The following is a 19,198-nucleotide window of genomic DNA, read 5'->3' as shown; positions in this document are numbered from 1 at the left end:
ACCAGGCTCGCTTGAATGAATGAGCGGGTCTCCGGCTGGCGGCGTCCCGCGAAAGGTCTGAACAGGCTTCAGAATCTGCGTAAACTGACAGGAAAAAACCAGCAAACGCAAGCCCGCGCGACCGGTTCGGGCCGGCTACGCGGGCTTTCTGGGGATAAAGGCGGCGAAGCACGCCGCCAGGCGTTTTCGAACGGCTCAGGCCTGGTCGTTGATCAACCGTCTCAACAATTCCAGTTCCTGCGCCAGCGTGTTGTCGCCGCCGGAAAGATCCTCGATCTTGCGCACGGCGTGCAGCACCGTTGTGTGATCGCGGCCGCCGAAGCGCCGCCCGATCTCGGGCAGCGAGCGCGGTGTCATCACCTTGGACAGATACATGGCGACCTGCCTCGGCTTGACGATAGTGCGCGTGCGTCTGTTGGACAGCAACTCGGTCTTCGACACATTGTAGTGCCGCGCGACGATGCGCTGAATATCCTCGATACGGACCCGCTTCGGCTCGCCGGTGCGGTAGATATGGCCGAGGATCTCGTCGATGCGATCGATGGTGATCTGCGGCTCGAAAGACTGGCGGAACAGGAGTTGATTGAAGGCGCCTTCCAGCTCGCGGCCGCTGCCGGTCACCGTGCGGGCGACGTGATTGAGGATCTCGTCGGAGATGTCGAGGGAAGCGTCGTCGTGCCTGGCGGTGGCGAGGCGCAGCTTGAGCATGCCCAGGCGCATGGCGAAATCGGGGGCCGACATTTCGAGCGCGACGCCGCCATTGAGGCGCGAGCGGACCCGCGGTTCGAGGGATTCCAGTTCTGACGGGGGCCGGTCGGCGGCGACGACGACCTGCTTGGCGCTGTCGAGCAGCATGTTGATCAGGTGGCAGAATTCGTGCTGGATCGACTTGCCCTGCAGGAATTGCATGTCGTCGATGATGAGCAGGTCGATGTCGCGAAGCTGTTCCTTGAGCGTCAAGGCATTGTTGTCGCGGATCGCGGTGGCGAAGCGCCACATGAAATATTCCGCCGTCAGGTAGACGACGCGCGATTTCGGGTTCTGCTTCAGCGATTCCGCGGCGATAGCCTGCAACAAATGGGTCTTGCCGAGGCCGACCGTCGCGTGAAGGAAGAGCGGGTTGAAGCGCACCGCGCTCGACTGCGATTCCGCCACGGCCTTGGCCGCGGCGAAGGCCACCCGGTTCGACGGCCCTTCGATGAAAGAGGCGAACGTGTAACGCGGATCGAGCGGCGATCCCAGCACATTGTGGCGGAACTCGCTCTCGGCCGGCATGCCCGGGCGCGGCGCCGGAGCCCGCTCCAGCCTGCTGGGGCTTACGGTGCCGGCGGCCAGCGCCGTCTGCGTTTGTCGCGTCATCTTGCGCGCCGGCGCCAATTCCGGTTCGGCATGGCTGCGTCCCTGGCGGGTGGCTGTGCGCACGATGATCTCGATCTTGAGGATCTCGGGATCCTCGTGCTTCCAAAGCTCGCAGATAAGATCGAGATAATGGCCGTTGATCCACGAGCGCAGGAAGGCAGTGGGCACCGAAATGCGAACGATGCCCTTTGAAGCCTCCGCGACCTTCATGCGCCCGAACCAGCTCGAATAGACCTCGGTTCCCAAGCGCGCCTTCAACTGGGCCTTGACCCGGTCGAACTTCTGTTCCGCGTCGCTGGAAGCCGCCATCTCATCAGCTCCGATCAGATTTCCTGAAAATGGGATGTCATTGGTAAGCTCCCTTTCGACGCCGCTCTGCATGATCGAGTTCCTTGTCTCTGTACCTGTTTTTCCGCCGGGGATGCGCCTCCTGCATCCGTGTTCCAGCGACTGCGCTTTGCTACGACGCCCGCTGCCGCCGCCGGCAGATGAACGTCGCCCATTATCCAGGGAACCGGTGCCGGCCCATGGAAGCCAGTCCGTGTTGGGTATGTCAGGGCAATGCAACACCGTCCGGCGAAAATCGCCGGCGCTGTCGACCTGCCATGTATAGTTACGCCAGTCCCCTACCGTATCGAAAAAGAGCAAACCAAACCTGTCCGCGGACTTGATCCGCGTCACAAACCCCGCCAATTTAAGCTGGCCCATTCAGGCTGGGTCAGGGCCACCCGGCCCATCCCTTTCGATGGACCGACATTACCGAAATCGCTGTGGATAGGGCAAGGCCACGTCTAACGGATTTTTAAGGAATCTGGTTAGGTCCGGCGCGCCGAAGCGCCATGCGGCAGCACTATAGTTTGACAAAGCCATTGTGATTCAAACCCTTTTCCGGCGAATATGAAAAAGCCGGGCTGGCGCGAAATTTTGTGAAATAAATCGCTTGACAGCCAGTTGTTCTCCTGGCGCCTCGCCACGTTGTGGACAACGTGTGGATGACTATCTGTAACTAGCTGGGAAATATTGATTATTTCTGCGGAGGGGGAATTTTTTAGCCGACACTTTTCAAGTATCTGGACCATCAGCCGGCACGCATATGCCGGCAAAGCATTTCGGACCGCGGCCCCCGCTTTCGATGCCGTTTCCGAGTATTCTTTTTAAGTGCTTGCCGGCAAACGAAAAAACCCGGCACTATCGGCCGGGTTCTCAGAAGATCAGTCCGGAAAGGGACGTCAGGCCGACAGCACCTTGAGGCGCTGGGCCAGCCGCGAAACCTTGCGGGCCGCGGTGTTCTTGTGGATCACGCCCTTTGTCGCAGCGCGCATCAATTCCGGCTCGGCGGCCTTGAACGCTGCCTGCGCGGCGGCCTTGTCGCCGGAGGCGAGCGCCTCCTCGACCTGGCGCACATAAGTGCGGACGCGCGAGCGGCGGTTTTTGTTGATCGCCGCGCGGCGGACGATCTTGCGCGTTGCCTTTTTGGCCGAGGATGTATTGGCCATGATGCCTCTCTTCTGATCTGGTCGGCGCATGCGGCATGCCGCAGGGCACAAAAAACAAACGGGCAGCCACAGGGCCGCCTCGGTTGGTGCGGCTTATAGTTCAGCTTTCCCGGCGCGTCAACGCTGGCTGGCGTTCTTTTTGGCTGTCGTCGCGCCGGAGCATTTTTTCAGCCACACCGAAGCACTTGGCGCCCCGGAGGTGCGCTGTCAGCGATTGGTGAAATTCGGCTTGCGCTTCTCGGCGAAGGCCGCCATGCCTTCCTTCTGGTCGTCGAGCGCAAACAGCGAATGGAACAGCCGGCGCTCGAACCGCAGCCCCTCGGCGAGCGTCGTTTCATAGGCTCGGTTGACGGCTTCCTTTGCCATCATCACCGACGGCAGCGAAAAATCGGCGATCTTGGCCGCTGCCTTGACGGCCTCCTCGACAAGCTCGCCGGCAGGCACGACGCGCGAGACCAGACCGGAACGCTCGGCCTCCGCGGCATCCATCATCCGCCCGGTCAGGCACATGTCCATCGCCTTCGACTTGCCGACGAACCGGGTCAGGCGTTGCGAGCCGCCCATGCCGGGAATGACGCCGAGCGTGATTTCGGGCTGGCCGAATTTTGCCGTGTCGGCGGCGATGATGAAGTCGCACATCATCGCCAGTTCGCAGCCGCCGCCCAGCGCATAGCCGGCCACCGCCGCGATGATCGGCTTGCGCGCCCGGGTCAACTCTTCCCAGCCGACGAAAAAGTCCTTGATGTAGGCATCGACGTAGGAAATCGACTGCATTTCCTTGATGTCGGCGCCTGCGGCGAAGGCCTTCTCGGAACCGGTGACGACCATCGCGCCGATGCCGTCATCTGCCCCGAACACGTTTACCGCGGCCACCAATTCCGCCATGACTTGGGAATTCAGCGCATTGAGCGCCTTCGGCCGGTTCAAGGTGATCAGCCCGACCTTGCCCCTGGTTTCAACGACGATCGTTTCATAGGCCATGGCTTCGGCTCCTCTTCCAGGCAATTGAAGATCGATCTAGCTCACCGCTGACAGGTCCGGCAATAGAAGGTCGAGCGGCCGCTCTGCGTGATGCGCTCGATATGGCCGCCGCAGCCAGGCTTGGAACAGGGTTCGCCCTCCCGGTCATATACCGCGAAGGAATGCTGGAAATAGCCCAGCGAACCGTCGGTGTGCATGTAGTCGCGCAGCGACGATCCGCCGGCCGCAATGGCATCTGCGATGACCGAGCGGACCGCCACGGCAAGTTCCCGGCTTTGCTCACCCGCTTTCTTGCCGGCTTTGGCGATCGTGCCGGCCTCGCGCAGCGGCGACAGCCCGGCGCGCCATAGCGCCTCCGAGACATAGATGTTGCCGAGCCCGGCTATCAGTCTCTGGTCGAGAAGAGCGGCCTTCAGCGGCGATTTCCGGCCCTTCAGCAGCGAGGCCAGCAGCACTCCGTCAAGCGCATTGCCGGTGGGTTCGACGCCGAGCCCCGCCAGCATCGGATGGGTGTCCGGCGGCCCTTCGCAAAACAGCATGAAGCCGAAGCGGCGTGGATCATTGAAAACCACGCGCGAGCGGGTGCCGTCCCGAGAGGCGACGTCGAAGATGACATGGTCGTGCGTCGAACTCTTCGACCGCTCGTGATGGAACACGCCGGGCATTTCGGCGGCGTCGGCCGTCTCGATGCGAAACGAGCCCGACATACCGAGATGGCAGATCAGGGCGGGACCGCCTTCGAGATCCATCGTCAGATATTTGGCCCGGCGTCCGAGCGCCGTGATCGCCTTGCCGGTCAGCCGCTCGGCGAATTTTTCGGGGAATGGAAAACGCAGGTCCGGCCGGCGTGCCTCGGCGCGGATGATGCGGGCACCTTCCAGAACCGGCTCCAGCCCGCGCCGGACCGTCTCGACCTCGGGCAATTCAGGCATGGCCGCCCATATCCGGGTAAAAGGAAGTGCCGTAGCGGCCGTGCGCCAACCCGAGATGTTCGGCCACGGTTTCACCAATGTCGCAGAATGTCGTTCTCAGCCCGATGTCGCCGCCCGTCAGACCCGGTCCGATGCCGATCACCGGAATGCGTTCGCGTGTGTGGTCGGTGCCGCGCCAGGTCGGGTCGTTGCCGTGGTCGGCCGTCAGGATCAGCAGATCGCCCTGTCGCAATCTCGCGAATGCTTCCGGCAATCGCCGGTCGAAGGCCTCGAGCGCGGCGGCATAACCTGCAACATCGCGGCGATGGCCGAACTCGGTGTCGAAATCGACGAAATTGGCGAAGACGAGATCGCCGTCGCGGGCCGCATCCATTGCATCAAGCGCCTGGTCGAACATGGCCATGTTGCCCGCGGCCTTGCGCACTTCCGAAATCCCCCGATGGGCAAAGATGTCGCCGATCTTGCCGACGGCGATGACACGGCTGCCACGCGCCGTCAGCCGGTCGAGCAATGTCGGCTCGGGTGGCGGCACGGCGTAGTCGTGTCGGTTGTAGGTCCGCTCGAAAGTGGCTGCCGTCTCGCCGACGAACGGTCGCGCGATCACCCTTCCGATCCTCAACGGATCAACCAGGCGACGCACCACCTTGCAGAATTCGTAGAGCCGCTCCAGGCCGAAATGGACCTCGTGCGCGGCGACTTGCAGGACTGAGTCCACGGAGGTGTAGCAGATCGGCTTGCCCGTGCGGATGTGCTCCTCGCCGAACCGTTCGATGATCTCGGTGCCAGGCGCGTGGCAGTTACCGAGAATGCCTGGTACCTTGCCTTCGCGGATGATGGCCTCGGTCAGTTCGGCGGGAAAGGCCGGGATCGTATCGGGAAAGTAGCCCCAGTCGAAACGCACCGGCAGGCCTGCTATCTCCCAATGGCCGGATGGCGTGTCCTTGCCGCTCGAAACCTCCTGGGCGGCACCGTGGAAGGTATTGGCGACGAGATCCGTCCCGAAAGCGGCAAAGCCCAGCCCCGTCGCGGTCTCGGCAGCCTTGCCAAGTCCGAGCGACGCCATGTTGGGAACAAACAACGGTCCCTGGCGAAGTCCTTCGCGATCGGCGCGGCCTTCCGCACAGGCCTCGGTGATATGGGCGAAGGTGTTGGCACCGGCATCGCCGTAGCGTTCGGCGTCGGCGGCGCCGCCTATGCCGAAGGAATCCAGGACGAAGAGGAAAGCACGCGCCATGAGGTCATTGTTGCCGGTTTGAGCATCCAGACATAGGGTTCCACGGCGGCATTGGCAATTCGGAAACCAAACGGCAACCGCTCGGCGCGATAGTCCGGAACCAATTCACTGACGGATCGCAGGACCGGGTCTCCCATGAAAGCTGCCCTGAAGACATGCGCTGCTCTCATCATCGCGCAAGGCGCGGTCTGGTCCGGCTCGGCGCGCGCCGACTGGCGCGACGATATCGGCACGTTTCGCATCGGCATCGTCGCCGAACCCGGCGCAGGCAATACCGTTCCAGGCCTGGCGCGGTTGACCGAGGCCTTTACCAACGCGCTGGGCATGAAGGTGGAGTTCGTCGTTGCCCGGGACTATGCCGCGTTGATCGATGCGCAGGCCAATGCCCGCATCGAATATGCCGTCTACTCGGCGACCGCCTATGCAACGGCGTCAAGACGCTGCGAGTGCGTCGAACCGCTTGTGGCACCGGTCGATTCAGATGGCGCGGTCGGCATCCGCGCCGTGCTGCTGACGAAGGATGGCAAGGTGCCCAGCCTGGCGGCGATGGAAACCCACCGGATCGCCATGCCGCCGGCGGACAGCATTGGTTCTCTTTTGCCATTGGCGGGACTGGCCGCCGAGCACGTCAAGATCGCAGAGGACGCATCGTTTCTGGTTCACGCCGGTTCCGCCTCGGCCGCGGAAGGAATGCTGGTCGATGGCCAGGCCGATGCCTTGTTCGGCTGGGCGACGGCGGCGGCCGACGGCGAGCCAAGACTATCGGGCACGCAGGCAAGGCTCGAAGCCGCCGGGCTTTCGGCGACCGCCCTTCAAGTCGTATGGACGTCGGGCTTGCTGAGATACGGTCCCCATGTGGTGCGCAGGGATCTCGACCCGGAAGCCAAGCGCCGGTTGACCGTCTTCCTGACCAATCTCAAATCGACGACGCCCGATCTCTACGATTTGCTGGAATCGAAGCATTCCGGCGGTTTCGCCACCGTGGTTCCCAAGGATTACGAGATGGCGCACGCCTTCGTCCGCCTGGTGTCGGACGATGGCGTGCGGCGATAGATCTCGTCAGCAGTCGCCGCAGGGGATCGTCAGGCTTCTGCGCGGACGCAGATAATAGGTCTCGCCCATCGATATATTGTTGAAGACCGTCGTCAATCCGGCCGTCTGTGAGCTGTCTGCGGACCAGGTGATGATCGGTTTGTAACCAAGTTTGCTTTCGACCCGGATGAGAAAGGTGCCTGCGACCCTGAGCGTTGCCGGAACCGTAGTGGTTGCGGGCAGGGCGGTGCCGATGCTGTAGACGCCATTGACCACCTTGCGCGACCACACCACGTTCACCCTGGGCGGCGTGTCGGTTGTGACCTGTATTGCCGTGATGGTGATATCCGGCGTCGAGCGATTGTAGGGCTGCAAGGTGGAGGTGCCGATTTTCATGATGGCATCCAGGTCCGCCTTGACGATGGTCGGCTGCTGCGTGACCAAATCCGCGACCATGCTGCCGATGCGGCTGACCTTCTTGCTGGTCTCGATGGCTTGGGAGGCCTCCATTGTGATGAAATACATGATCAGCAGGATGGGAACGATAAGGGCGAACTCGACCGCCGCGATGCCGCGGCGATCGCGTATGAGACCGACCCACTTCCCCCAGCGTCCTGCCATTCCTGGATGTGCCCCCGCACGCATCATGCCCGTTGCCCTTTTTCTTGGCTTTTTGCTTCCGCCACGAACTCAGTTGTCGAATGGCTCGTTCTGCCAGGTCACCGATGCAAAATGCAGTGTCTTGTTGCCCCCCATCGACTGAGCCAGAAGATCGGTCATGACGGGCCATTTGTAGAAGACCCGCAGCATGTTCTTCGATTCCGCCAAGCCTGGCGTGGTCGCGAAGGGCTGCGAGTTGGTGCCTTGCATCAAAATGATGTTGCCGTTGTCGATCTTGAAGCTAGCCGTGGCCGCGTCGGCGAACGTCGGATATTCGCGAAGGTCCACGTCCAGTTGATTGGGGCAATCCTGCGAGACGATGATCTCCAGCCTGTCGCAGATCATGGTCTTCAACTTGTCCCCGGCGACGTCGGCCGGCCTCAACTGCCCGGTGCGCAATTTGCGCGCGATGTCGTCGGTGATGTTGGCCATCACTTCCTGGCCGGCAAATGAGATGCAGCTTTCAAGGATGGCGAAGACAAGAACCGCGAACGGCAATGCGAGCAGCGCGAACTCCAGTGCCGTACTGCCGCGGCGATCGCCGGCGAAGCGTGCGAAAAACCGTGCCCGTCTTGCCTTGCGATCGCCTGTCGAGACGAATTCGTTGCTCATGCTCTGATCCTGCCCATCCCCAGACGGTCTCGGCAGGTGTATTAGTGCAAACCAATTGAAGTCCGGTTTGAATGATCGTTAAAGTCGCCGCGGGCGTCTTAACCACCCGCTAACCCGGACCGCGTGCCTACCGGCTGACGCTCATCTCGGCTTCTGAGGATTTTTCGGCTTCGCTCTTGTAGGAGCTTTCGCAATAGGGCGTGCAGGACATGGTCTGAACTTCAGCGCGCCGGTAGATGCGCACCGACGAGGCCGCCTGCCGCACGACGGTGATCTGTTCATCGATGATCGGGCTGCCATCCTGGTCGAGGACGACGAGGTTGGTGACGCCGAAGCCCTTGCCAGTCAGCACGATCGTCGAGGCGTCCTGCACGGACGCGTCGGCGATTGCCGGGTTACCGACCACGATCGTGTCGGCAGGGCGCGACAGTTTGACGATCTTGGCCTGGTTCATGGTGACCTCGATGCCGGTGTCGGCCCTGGCGGGCATGACAAAGCTCACGGCGGCAAGAAGCACGGCAATCAGGATCGACGATTTCGGCTCGGCCATTGAGGCGCTCCAGGCGGGCGGACTGTTCAACGGAACATGAACGAGATTGGTGAACCAACGGTTAAGCAGGCCCGGGCGCCATGTGCCGCGATCGTCATACGCGCCGGCCACACCCGGTTCCTGTCGCGGATTGTGGTCGCGGAGCTATTTCTTTTGCGGCTGCTTGACTGGGAATTGCGCCTCGGCCGGCGCTTAGCCCATAGTTAACCACGCAATATGTTCCAACCGCGAAAGGAATCGGTAAGGCTGTTTATTAAGTCGATCGAAAGAGCTTCTCCCTAGGTTGGCAGCATCCGATCAACCATCACAGAAGTTGACGGAAGTGCTGTAACACGTGGAGTAGGAGCTCTCGAATGTCTAATCTCATTGCACGTTTCGTAAAGGACGAATCCGGCGCGACCGCTATCGAATATGGTCTGATCGCCGCCCTCATCGCGCTTGCCATCATCGTCGGCGCCGGCGCGCTTGGCAACGCAATCAACGCCAAGTTCGAAGCTATCGGAACATCCCTGAACAACGTCCCGACGCCCTGAACGACGTCAAGTATATTGAGCGCTCGGATTGCGTTCTGGACAAGGGCCGCCACCTGGCGGCCCTTGTTCTATTCAATGTCTTTTTGCTCTGAGCCTCATCAATCGTTAATCGAACATGCTTAGATTGAGTGCGGCTTAATCCGATAATAGGCACAGCGCCGATGCTTGAAGCCCTGATCTTCGTCGTCTTCCCGTTCTGCATGCTGTTCGCCGCTATCTCCGACATGCTGTCGATGACGATCGCCAATCGCGTGCCGGTGCTGCTCATCGTCGTCTTCGCACTGGTTGCGCCGCTGACCGGCATGGAATGGGCGGCCTATGGCTGGCATTTCGCCGCCGGCGCTCTGGTTCTTGCCGTAACGTTCGGCCTCTTCGCGATGGGCGGCATGGGCGGCGGTGATGCCAAGCTGCTGGCCGCGACCGCCGTGTGGATGGGACTCAACATCCAGCTCGTCGAGTATCTCGTGGTCTCGACCTTTATAGGCGGCCTGCTGACGTTTGCCATTCTCGTCTACCGGAAGTCGCCGCTTGCGGTTTTTACCGGCCGCAATCCGTTCCTGCGTCACTTCGCGGATGAGACAACCGGGGTTCCCTACGGCATCGCACTCGGTTTGGGCGGATTGCTGACCTACCCGGATTCGCCCCTGATGGTCTGGGCGCTGGCCAGGCTTGCGGCCTGACCTTACCGATCATTCCTTGGCTGTGTTGCGGGCTGGCTCTGCGGAGCCGGCTGGCTGTTTGTCGCTGACCGCGCAATACAGCTAATTTATGTAAACCTTAAATTAATCACGATCGTAAGCATTACATTAACCTTGTTTTGACGATTGCCGCTGCAAAGTCCGGCCTGGCTAGGTGGTTTGCCAAGGCGAGGGTTCGGACAGATGCCAGCATCCCGATTGATTATTCTGAGCGTGGCGGTCGCCGCGGCGGGTGGTGCTGGCTATGTCGCGAAGAACATGGTCGCCGCGCCGCCACCGCAGATCGTCGAGTCCGGTCCAGCGGCTCCCGCCGTGGCATTGCAGGACGTGCTTGTCCTGTCGGGCGATGTCACCATGGGCAGCCAGCTCGAGAACAACATTGCCTGGCAATCCTGGCCGGCTGACGGCATCAACGCCAATTTCATCACCAAGGCCACTGCTCCCGATGCCCTGGAGAAACTGAAGGGGTCCATAGCCCGTGTGCCGATGTATGCGGGCGAGCCGGTGCGGCGTTCCAAGCTGATCGGCGAGGGGCAAAGCTTCATGTCGTCGATCCTGCCTTCCGGCATGCGGGCGGTCGCCACGACGATATCGGCCGACACCTCTGCCGGCGGCTTCATCCTTCCGAATGATTTCGTCGACGTCATCATGACCCGCCGTGCCGATGCCAACAGCGGCGGCTCCGGCTTCAACACCGAAACCATCCTCAAGAACATCCGCGTCCTGGCGATCGACCAGACCATCCAGGAGGACGAGGAAGGCAAGAAGACCAGGGTGGGTCAGACCGCCACGCTGGAACTGACGCCCAAGCAGGCGGAGATCATCACCGTCGCCCAGCAGATGGCGGATCGCCTGACGCTCGCGCTGCGGGCGATCACGGACACCCAGGAAAAGAATGTGGATGAGGCCGACTATCTCGTTTCCGGCAATGGCCGCAAGGGAACGGTGAGGCTGATCAAGTCGGGCGAAGTTTCCGAAGTGGGGGCAAGAAAATGAGGCTAAGCGGTAAACTGCCGGCGATCATGGCAGCGGCTTTCGGCCTGCTGCTCATTGGGACAAACGTGCAGAGCGTGGTCGAGGCCAAGAGTGCCCAGGTTTCGGCTTCGGCGGCCACCCAGCGCGTCAAGCTCGGCCTCAACAAGTCGGTGGTCATCGACCTGCCGAGTGATGCCTACGACATTCTTGTCGCCAATCCGACCGTCGCCGACGCGGTGACCCGTACCGCGAGACGCATCTACCTGTTCGGCAAGGCGGTTGGCGAGACCAACATCTTTGTGTTCGGGCCGAATGGCGAACAGATCGTCAGCCTCGATCTGGCCGTCGAACGCGACGTCGCAGGCCTGGAGGATTATATCAAGCGCTTCATCCCGACATCAGCCATCAAGGTCGAACTGCTGAACGACAACGTCGTCTTGACGGGAACCGTCGACACGCCGCTGGACGCCAAACGCGCCGTCGACCTGGCGACGATCTTCGTCTCGGGCGGTGAAGCGACGACGGGACAATATTCGCAGACCGCGGCCGGCGGCTCGGCCCAGAGTGGTGTCGACATCAACAATCCGGACCAGGAACGCCGCGTCTCCAAGATCGTCAATCTTTTGCAGATCATCGGCGACGACCAGGTCACGCTCAAGGTGACGGTCGCCGAAGTCAGCCGCTCCGTGATGAAGCAGCTTGGCGTCAACATGGTGGGCAGCGGCGGTAGCAACGGTATCAGCTACGACGCGATGAGCACCCCGGCATACGGGCTTGGGAAACCGCTGTCGCAATTCTCGGGAGCTTCGATCGGCACCTCGGCGCTTCAGGCTTATCTAAACGCAATGGAGCAAGGCGGCGTCATGAAGACGCTGGCGGAGCCGACCCTCACCGCCGTCTCGGGTGAGAAGGCAACATTCAAGGTCGGTGGCGAGTTCAATCTCATCACCAGCCGTACGAACAATGTTTCAGACGACAACAAGACAGGGCAGGTCACATACACCAACGATAAACTCGAATACGGCATCGGCCTGGAGTTCCAGCCGGTTGTGCTGTCGGCCGGTCGGATCAGCCTCAAGGTCCGGACGTCCGTGTCGGAGCCTACTGCCGAAGGCGCCACCACGCTGGAAGCGGCAGGCAGGTTGCCCGGAACCACGCTGTTGTCCATCCGCAAGAGACTTGCCGACACCACCGTCGAATTGCCGTCAGGTGGTTCGATGATGATCGCCGGCCTCGTCCGCGATGACGTCAGGCAGGCTGTCGCCGGCCTGCCCGGGCTGACAAAGATCCCGGTGCTCGGCACACTGTTCCGAAGCAGAGACTTCGTGCGCAACGAGACCGAGCTGGTGATCATCATCACCCCCTATCTGGTGAAACCGGTGGCACGGAACGACCTTGCCAAACCTGACGACAATTTCAACGCCGCCAGCGATGGCGCCGGTATGTTCCTGGGCCGAGTCAATCGTGTCTACGGCACAATGCAGACGGACAAGCCCAGCGGCCGTTATCACGGCGTCGTCGGCTTCATCTACAAGTGAACGGGGAAGCGGACATGTCTCAGTCAGCATTGCAGGCAAGGACCATCGCCATGACCACGCGCTCCGGCCGTTCGCGAATTCTCCAGCGCGCCATTCCTGCCCTGGCGGTGGCGATGGCGGCGTTGCTGGGCGGCTGCGCCCAGCGCGACAGTGTCACCGTCGGCGCCATTCCAGACGACTACCGCACCAACCATCCGATCGTGATCGCCGAGAAGAACCAAAAGATAGACCTACCTGTCGGCGCGGGTGACCGCGGCATGACCGGCTCGCAGCGCGACACGCTCCTGGGTTTCCTCGACGGCTATGACAAGAGTGCTGCCCCGACGCTGACGATCCAGGTTCCGAGCGGCTCGGCCAACGAGGTCGCCGCCGCCGCCGCAGCGCGCGATTTCGCCCGGCTCGCGGTTGCCGCCGGCGTCAAGCGCAGCCGGATCGTGGTCGTCTCGTATCAGGCTGCCTCGAGCGAGACATCCGCCCCGATCCGGGTCGCCTATATCGCGGTGAAGGCCCAGACCGACAAATGCGGACGATGGCCAGATGACCTGCTGGAGACGTCCGAGAACAAACACTATGCCGATTTCGGCTGCTCCTATCAAAACAATCTCGCCGCCCAGATGGCCAATCCGGCCGACCTGATCGGGCCGCGCAAGCAGACCACCATCGACGCGGAAAATCGTGGCGCGGTGATCGATGTCTACCGCAGCAGGGATATTTCGGACGAGTTCCTCGGCAATTCTGAAGTGACGTACTGAGCCGCGCCCTAAGGAAAAGAGAAGTCACGGAAAGATGACCATGAGCAACCTTGCCTATGACGCCCCCATGGACGGCGGTGAGACCTCGCCGCAGGACATCGCCGCGATGCAGGCGCTGCGGCCGGTTCCGCGTATCTCGATCCAGGCATTCTGCGAGACCGAGGGTGTCGCCAATCCAGTCGAGCGCGCCGGCGAGGACCGCCGCATGACCAAGGCCCATCTCAAGGTCCATATGGGCGGCGTTCCCACCGCCATAGAATTCTACCAGTCGGCGCCGACGCCGAACCTGATCCTGCTGGAGTCGCGCAGCGAACCCAAGCAGTTGCTGGAACAACTCGCGCAGCTCTCGGAATATTGCGACCCGTCCTCCAAAGTGGTGGTAATCGGCCACTACAACGATGTCGGCCTCTATCGCGAACTCATCCGCTCCGGCATTTCCGAATATGTCATCGCGCCGGTGTCGATGGCCGACGTCGTCAGCGTCATATCGTCGATCTTTGTCGATCCGGAAGCCGAGCCGCTCGGCCGCTCGATCGCCTTCGTCGGTGCCAAAGGTGGCGTCGGCTCTTCCACCATCGCCCACAACGTGGCTTGGGCGATGTCCTCCCTGTTCAAATCCGAGGTGGTCGTCGCAGACCTCGACCTCGCTTTCGGCACGGCCAACATCAATTTCGACCAGGATCCCGCGCAAGGCATCGCCGAAGCGGTATTTTCGCCCGAGCGCATCGATGAAGTCTATCTCGACCGGCTGCTGACCCAGTGCGCCGAACACCTTTCGCTGCTCGCCGCGCCCTCGACGCTCGAACGCGTCTATGATTTCGATCCCGACGCCTTTACGCAGCTTGTCGACACCGCGCAGCGCACCGTGCCGCTCCTGGTGCTCGACGTTCCCCATGTCTGGACGGGTTGGACCAAGAACACACTGATCAAGGCCGATGAAATCGTCATCACGGCGACGCCGGAACTGGCCAATTTGCGCAACACCAAGAATTTGGTCGACATGCTCAAACGGCTTCGTCCCAACGACTCGCCGCCCAAACTGATCATCAATCAGGCCGGCGTGCCCAAGCGTCCGGAGATTTCCCCGTCCGATTTCGCCGAGCCGCTCGGCTTGGCCGCGATGGCGATCATTGGCTTTGACCCGCTGCTGTTCGGCAACGCCGCCAACAATGGGCGCATGCTGGGCGAAATGGATGCCAAGAACCCGGTTGTCGCCACGATCAACGAAATTGCCCATGTGCTGACCGGCCGCAGCGAAATCCGGGTGAAAAAGAAAGCGGGTCTCGGAAACCTGCTCGGCAAACTTTCGCGCAACAAGAAATGATGCTTCTTCAGTGGAATCGGTAGTCGATCATGTTTGGTAAGAGAGGCAGCGACGACGGCAACCGGTTCAAGCCGGAATTCCGCCAGCCGGCACCGGCGCCGACCGCGCCAGCCGTCGCGGATTCGGCCGATACGGCGGTTCTTGCGAGGCCGGCGGCCGCACCTGCGTCGAGCACTCCTGTTGCACCGCCGGCCCGCCGCGCGGTCGAGGCGCCGCCGATAGCTCCGGAGCCGAAGCGGGCGACGCGCGAAAAGAGCGAAACCTACTACGACACCAAGAGCCAGGTCTTTGCCGCCCTGATCGACACGATCGACCTGTCGCAACTCGCCAAGCTTGATCCCGAAAGCGCGCGCGAGGAAATCCGCGACATTGTCAACGACATCATCGCGATCAAGAATTTCGCGATGTCGATCGCCGAGCAGGAAGAACTGCTCGAGGATATCTGCAACGACGTGCTTGGCTATGGACCGCTCGAGCCATTGCTCGCCCGCGACGACATCGCCGACATCATGGTCAACGGCTCCAAGAACGTCTACATCGAGGTCAACGGCAAGGTCGAACAGACCGGCATTCGTTTTCGTGACAACCAGCAGCTTCTCAACATCTGCCAGCGCATCGTCAGCCAGGTCGGCCGCCGCGTCGATGAATCCAGCCCGATCTGCGATGCGCGTCTTCCCGACGGTTCCCGCGTCAACGTCATCGCGCCGCCGCTCGCCATCGACGGCACCGCGCTCACCATCCGCAAATTCAAAAAGGACAAGCTGACGCTCGATCAGCTGGTGAAGTTCGGCGCCATCTCGCCGCAAGGAGCCGAGGTTCTCAAGATCATCGGCCGTGTTCGCTGCAACATCGTCATCTCCGGCGGCACCGGCTCGGGCAAGACGACGCTGCTCAACTGCCTGACCAACTACATCGACCGCGAGGAACGCGTCATCACCTGCGAGGACTCGGCCGAACTGCAACTACAGCAGCCGCATGTCGTCCGTCTGGAAACCCGCCCGCCCAACCTCGAAGGCGAAGGCGAGGTGACGATGCGGGATCTGGTCAAGAACTGCCTGCGCATGAGGCCCGAGCGCATCATCGTCGGCGAAGTGCGCGGACCCGAGGTGTTCGACCTTCTGCAGGCGATGAACACCGGCCATGACGGTTCGATGGGAACGATCCACTCGAACAGCCCGCGCGAATGCCTGAATCGTATCGAATCCATGATCGCAATGGGCGGGTTTTCGCTGCCGCAGAAGACCGTGCGCGAAATCGTCGTCGGCTCCATCGACGTGATTATCCAGGCTGCACGCCTGCGCGACGGCTCGCGCCGCATCACTCACATCACCGAGGTGATTGGAATGGAAGGCGACGTCATCATCACGCAGGACATCGTCCTCTACAACATCAAGGGCGAGGACGCGAATGGGCGGCTGCTGGGAGAGCATGTTTCGACCGGCATCGGTCGCCCCCATTTCTGGGACCGCGCCCGTTACTATGGCGAGGAGCAGCGCCTCGCAATAGCGCTTGAGGCGATGGAGAAACGCGCTGACTGACGCTGCTGCAGGCGTAAGGGTTCTGACCGATGTTTGGAATTGACGGCACCGTATTGGCGTTTGTCGTGCTCGCCGGCTTCAGCGCCGGCGCGGTCGCCTATGCATTCCTGTTCACCCGGATCACCAACGAAAAGCAGGCCGGCAAGCGGCTGGAAACGATCAAGACCGCGGAGACGGATCGCTCCGTCGTCAAGGCCTCGCGCGATCGCGTGGCGGAGGCGGCCAAAAGACGCAAGTCGGTCCAGGATTCGTTGAAGGAACTCGACGAGAAGCAGAAATCCAAGGACAGTGCGGTCAAGAAACCGCCGCTGAAAGCCCAACTGCGCCAAGCCGGCCTGAAGGTTTCCATCGAACGCTTCTATATCTATTCCGCCATTTGCGGCCTAGCCCTGACGATCATCGCCTTTGTGGTGGGGGCGCCGCTTTTTGTTTTGCCTGGCGTGCTGCTGGCCGGTGCGCTCGGCCTGCCGCGCTGGTTCGTCTCATTTCGCCGCGCGCGGCGGGTCAAGGCATTCCTCAATGAATTTCCCAACGCGCTCGACATCATCGTGCGCGCGGTCAAATCCGGCCTGCCGCTGAACGATGCGGTGCGCCTGATCGCCAATGAATCCCCGGAGCCCGTCAAGGCCGAGTTTCGCCGCATCGTCGATTCGCAGCAGATGGGCCTGTCGATCCCGGATGCCACCTTGCGCATGCCCGAAACCATGCCATGCACCGAGGCGAGCTTTTTCGGCATCGTCATTCAGATCCAGTCGCAGGCCGGCGGCAATCTCTCCGAGGCGCTGGGCAATCTTTCGCGCGTGCTTCGCGACCGCAAGAAGATGAAGGCCAAGGTCCAGGCACTGTCGATGGAAGCCAAGGCGTCCGCCGCCATCATCGGCGCGCTGCCTTTCATCGTCGCGTTTCTCGTCTATCTCTCCAGCCCCAACTACCTGATGCCGCTGTTCACCACGAGCATCGGTAACCTGATCCTGGGGGTTTCGGCCGTCTGGATGTCGATCGGCATCTTCGTGATGCGCAAAATGATGAACTTTGAAGTCTAGGGCCGCGGCATGACCGAACAAGTCGTCAAATCACTGACGGATCCCGGCCTCCTGATCGCGCTGCTGGTCGGCATCGCCGTGTTCGCGACGGTCTTCACCTTGCTGCCGGCATTTGGCGGAAACCAGCTCAAGGCGCGCATGAAGTCGGTCGCGCTGGAACGCGACGAATTGCGCGCCAAGCAGCGCGCGCGGCTTGCAAGCGAGGCGGATCGCCGCCGCAAGGGCCTGCGCGAGGAACAGTCGATCGGCATGCGCAACATCGTCGACCGGCTCGACCTGCGGCGCGCCCTCGCCGACGAGGGTACCTTGCAGAAGCTCAAGGTTGCCGGCTTTCGTGGGCAGAACCCGCTGACGCGGTTCCTCTTCTTCCGCCTCGTGCTTCCGTTTGTCGGCTTCGCACTTGGCGTGATCTACATATTCGTGCTCGGAGGACTGCCGCAGCAGCCGCTGTTCATCCGGCTGTTCGTCTGCGTCCTCGTTGCCTATGGCGGCTTCTACGCACCGGTCGTCTACGTCAACAACCGCGCCACCAAGCGCAAGCAATCGATCCAGATGGCATGGCCGGACGCGCTTGACCTGATGCTGATATGCGTCGAGTCTGGTATGTCGGTGGAAGCTGCACTTCGCAAGGTCGCCGACGAGATCGGCGCCCAATCGGTGGCCCTGGCGGAAGAATTCATCCTGACGAACGCCGAGCTTTCCTATCTGCAGGAGCGCAAGCAGGCCTATGAGAACCTCGCCAGCCGCACCGGCCTGGAATCCGTCAAGTCGGTGTCGCAGGCACTTGTCCAGGCCGAGCGTTATGGCACCCCTGTGGCGCATGCGTTGCGCGTGCTCGCGGGTGAAAGCCGGGACCAGCGCATGAACGCCGCCGAGAAGAAGGCCGCCGCCTTGCCGCCCAAGCTCACCGTGCCGATGATCCTGTTTTTCCTGCCGGTGCTGTTCGCCATCATCCTCGGCCCTGCCGGGATCCAGGTCAGCCAGCGCGGCATCTTCGGCCAGGCGCACGAAACCAGCAGCCAGTAGGTTAATCTGGCCGATCCAAAGAAAAACCGCGCGGCTGACGCAGCGCGATTCTCTTATGCATGGTTCGGTGGCGGGGTGTCGCTCAGTTGGTCGCGGCTTTCGCCTTGTCCTGGTCCTTGAGCTGGCTCCAGGCATTTTGCTGAGCCAGCATCTGCCTGAGATAAGCGACATTGGCCTGCGCCTGTTCGGGTGACAGCTCCTGCGAGGCGATCTTCTCGGCTTCGTCGAAGCGGCCCTGCAGGCCGACGACCAGCGCCAGGTTCTGGCGCACGCGGCTGTCGGCATTCGGCTGCTGTGCGGCCGAGCGCATATAGGTTTCGGCGGTGCGCAGATCGCCTCCCAGCACATAGGACATGCCAAGGTTGGATAGCACCGAAGGTTCGTTCGGCTTGAGCTCCAGCGCCTTGCGGTAGAGTTGGCGCGCGTCGTCCTTCTGGCCGAGCTGGTCGAGGATGGCCGCTTCCGCCGACACCAGCTTCCAGTCGGGATATTCCGGCGTCTGCGCCCGGCGCACGGCGTCAAGCGCCGCCTCGAACTGGCCGTTGGCGGCCAGCGCCTTGCCGTAGGCGGCAAGCACGTCGCGATCCTTGGGATAGGCGATCGCCAGCTTGCGCATCACGGCAAGCGACTGGTCGGCATCGCCGTCCATCTGCAGCGCCGCGGCGAAGTTGGTCGCTATCCGCTTGTCGTTGGGATTCCTGGAATAGGACTGGCCAAGCGCTGCCGTCGCATTGTGCAATTCTCCCGCCGACATGGTCTCCAGCGGCTTGCCGCTGGTGCGTCCGATCGAGCCTGTGCTGATCTTGTCGGTTCCGCAGCCGGCAACGCCTGCGGCCAACGCGAGCATGAAGGCCGTGGTGATGAGCCGCCTTCCGGTGGTGTTCATCGTGCGGTTCGTCGGCATCGGCACCCTGG

At 61.8% G+C, this 19,198-nt stretch carries 19 protein-coding genes; 10 read left to right on the top strand and 9 right to left on the bottom strand.

Translation table 11 applies throughout. The features are described from left to right. Positions 1-195: 195 nt before the first annotated feature. The 5 genes from dnaA to LB532_RS15565 all read right to left on the bottom strand — a co-directional run bounded on the left by dnaA (position 196) and on the right by LB532_RS15565 (position 6,002). On the bottom strand, positions 196-1,740 hold the full coding sequence (dnaA, locus tag LB532_RS15585; RefSeq protein ID WP_140639954.1) for a chromosomal replication initiator protein DnaA: 1,545 nt from the start codon (positions 1,738-1,740) through the stop codon (positions 196-198). Between the two features lie 848 nt (positions 1,741-2,588). Then, the gene (gene rpsT / locus LB532_RS15580; RefSeq protein WP_140496747.1) at positions 2,589-2,855 is read right to left on the bottom strand and encodes a 30S ribosomal protein S20; all 267 of its coding nucleotides are present in this window, start codon (positions 2,853-2,855) and stop codon (positions 2,589-2,591) included. Positions 2,856-3,062: 207 nt separating this feature from the next. After that, the gene (locus tag LB532_RS15575; protein WP_140496745.1) at positions 3,063-3,836 is read right to left on the bottom strand and encodes an enoyl-CoA hydratase; all 774 of its coding nucleotides are present in this window, start codon (positions 3,834-3,836) and stop codon (positions 3,063-3,065) included. A gap of 41 nt (positions 3,837-3,877) precedes the next feature. Next, complete coding sequence (gene mutM / locus LB532_RS15570) at positions 3,878-4,768, bottom strand: bifunctional DNA-formamidopyrimidine glycosylase/DNA-(apurinic or apyrimidinic site) lyase (RefSeq protein ID WP_140639953.1); 891 nt, start codon at positions 4,766-4,768, stop codon at positions 3,878-3,880. Continuing rightward, the gene (locus LB532_RS15565; RefSeq protein ID WP_140639952.1) at positions 4,761-6,002 is read right to left on the bottom strand and encodes a phosphopentomutase; all 1,242 of its coding nucleotides are present in this window, start codon (positions 6,000-6,002) and stop codon (positions 4,761-4,763) included. Before LB532_RS15565 ends, mutM begins: the two co-directional genes overlap by 8 nt. Before the next feature lie 135 nt (positions 6,003-6,137). On the opposite strand from LB532_RS15565, the gene LB532_RS15560 reads away from it, so the two are divergent. Further along, on the top strand, positions 6,138-7,055 hold the full coding sequence (locus tag LB532_RS15560; RefSeq protein ID WP_140639951.1) for a phosphate/phosphite/phosphonate ABC transporter substrate-binding protein: 918 nt from the start codon (positions 6,138-6,140) through the stop codon (positions 7,053-7,055). Between the two features lie 6 nt (positions 7,056-7,061). Here the strand turns inward: LB532_RS15560 and LB532_RS15555 are convergent, their stop codons facing one another. The 3 genes from LB532_RS15555 to LB532_RS15545 form a co-directional block, all read right to left on the bottom strand. Beyond that, complete coding sequence (locus LB532_RS15555) at positions 7,062-7,682, bottom strand: TadE/TadG family type IV pilus assembly protein (protein ID WP_140639950.1); 621 nt, start codon at positions 7,680-7,682, stop codon at positions 7,062-7,064. Between the two features lie 42 nt (positions 7,683-7,724). Then, positions 7,725-8,306, bottom strand: a complete 582-nt coding sequence (locus tag LB532_RS15550; protein WP_140639949.1) for a TadE/TadG family type IV pilus assembly protein — start codon at positions 8,304-8,306, stop codon at positions 7,725-7,727. A gap of 127 nt (positions 8,307-8,433) precedes the next feature. Next, positions 8,434-8,856: a pilus assembly protein N-terminal domain-containing protein gene (locus LB532_RS15545; protein WP_140496732.1), complete on the bottom strand. Its 423-nt coding sequence runs from the start codon at positions 8,854-8,856 to the stop codon at positions 8,434-8,436. Positions 8,857-9,209: 353 nt separating this feature from the next. Between LB532_RS15545 and LB532_RS15540 the strand changes: the two genes are divergently transcribed. From LB532_RS15540 to LB532_RS15500, 9 genes are all read left to right on the top strand, one after another. After that, entirely contained in the window at positions 9,210-9,389 is a 180-nt protein-coding gene (locus LB532_RS15540) for a Flp family type IVb pilin (protein WP_140496730.1), read from the top strand. 161 nt (positions 9,390-9,550) lie between these two features. Further along, positions 9,551-10,069 carry a prepilin peptidase gene (locus LB532_RS15535; RefSeq protein WP_140639948.1) on the top strand — a complete coding sequence of 173 codons (519 nt, stop codon included), beginning with the start codon at positions 9,551-9,553 and terminating at the stop codon, positions 10,067-10,069. Positions 10,070-10,270: 201 nt separating this feature from the next. Beyond that, positions 10,271-11,083 carry a Flp pilus assembly protein CpaB gene (cpaB, locus tag LB532_RS15530; RefSeq protein WP_140639947.1) on the top strand — a complete coding sequence of 271 codons (813 nt, stop codon included), beginning with the start codon at positions 10,271-10,273 and terminating at the stop codon, positions 11,081-11,083. Then, positions 11,080-12,600 (top strand): type II and III secretion system protein family protein, encoded by a 1,521-nt coding sequence (locus LB532_RS15525; protein ID WP_140639946.1) that lies wholly within the window; start codon positions 11,080-11,082, stop codon positions 12,598-12,600. Before cpaB ends, LB532_RS15525 begins: the two co-directional genes overlap by 4 nt. A gap of 14 nt (positions 12,601-12,614) precedes the next feature. Beyond that, positions 12,615-13,352 carry a CpaD family pilus assembly protein gene (locus tag LB532_RS15520; RefSeq protein WP_140639945.1) on the top strand — a complete coding sequence of 246 codons (738 nt, stop codon included), beginning with the start codon at positions 12,615-12,617 and terminating at the stop codon, positions 13,350-13,352. Between the two features lie 40 nt (positions 13,353-13,392). Continuing rightward, complete coding sequence (locus LB532_RS15515; RefSeq protein ID WP_411908880.1) at positions 13,393-14,676, top strand: AAA family ATPase; 1,284 nt, start codon at positions 13,393-13,395, stop codon at positions 14,674-14,676. A 29-nt stretch (positions 14,677-14,705) separates the two neighbouring features. Continuing rightward, a complete protein-coding gene (locus tag LB532_RS15510) occupies positions 14,706-16,214 on the top strand; it encodes a CpaF family protein (RefSeq protein ID WP_140639943.1) in 1,509 nt (502 codons plus the stop codon). 29 nt (positions 16,215-16,243) lie between these two features. Continuing rightward, a complete protein-coding gene (locus LB532_RS15505) occupies positions 16,244-17,257 on the top strand; it encodes a type II secretion system F family protein (RefSeq protein WP_140639942.1) in 1,014 nt (337 codons plus the stop codon). 9 nt (positions 17,258-17,266) lie between these two features. Beyond that, entirely contained in the window at positions 17,267-18,283 is a 1,017-nt protein-coding gene (locus LB532_RS15500; RefSeq protein WP_140496706.1) for a type II secretion system F family protein, read from the top strand. A gap of 82 nt (positions 18,284-18,365) precedes the next feature. Here LB532_RS15500 and LB532_RS15495 read toward each other — a convergent pair whose 3' ends face one another. Beyond that, positions 18,366-19,187 carry a tetratricopeptide repeat protein gene (locus LB532_RS15495; RefSeq protein ID WP_140640178.1) on the bottom strand — a complete coding sequence of 274 codons (822 nt, stop codon included), beginning with the start codon at positions 19,185-19,187 and terminating at the stop codon, positions 18,366-18,368. Between the last annotated feature and the right edge of the window lie 11 nt (positions 19,188-19,198).

Source organism: Mesorhizobium sp. ESP-6-2 (assembly GCF_020164675.1).
Taxonomy (GTDB): domain Bacteria; phylum Pseudomonadota; class Alphaproteobacteria; order Rhizobiales; family Rhizobiaceae; genus Mesorhizobium.
This window is presented reverse-complemented; position numbering and strand designations above follow the sequence as displayed.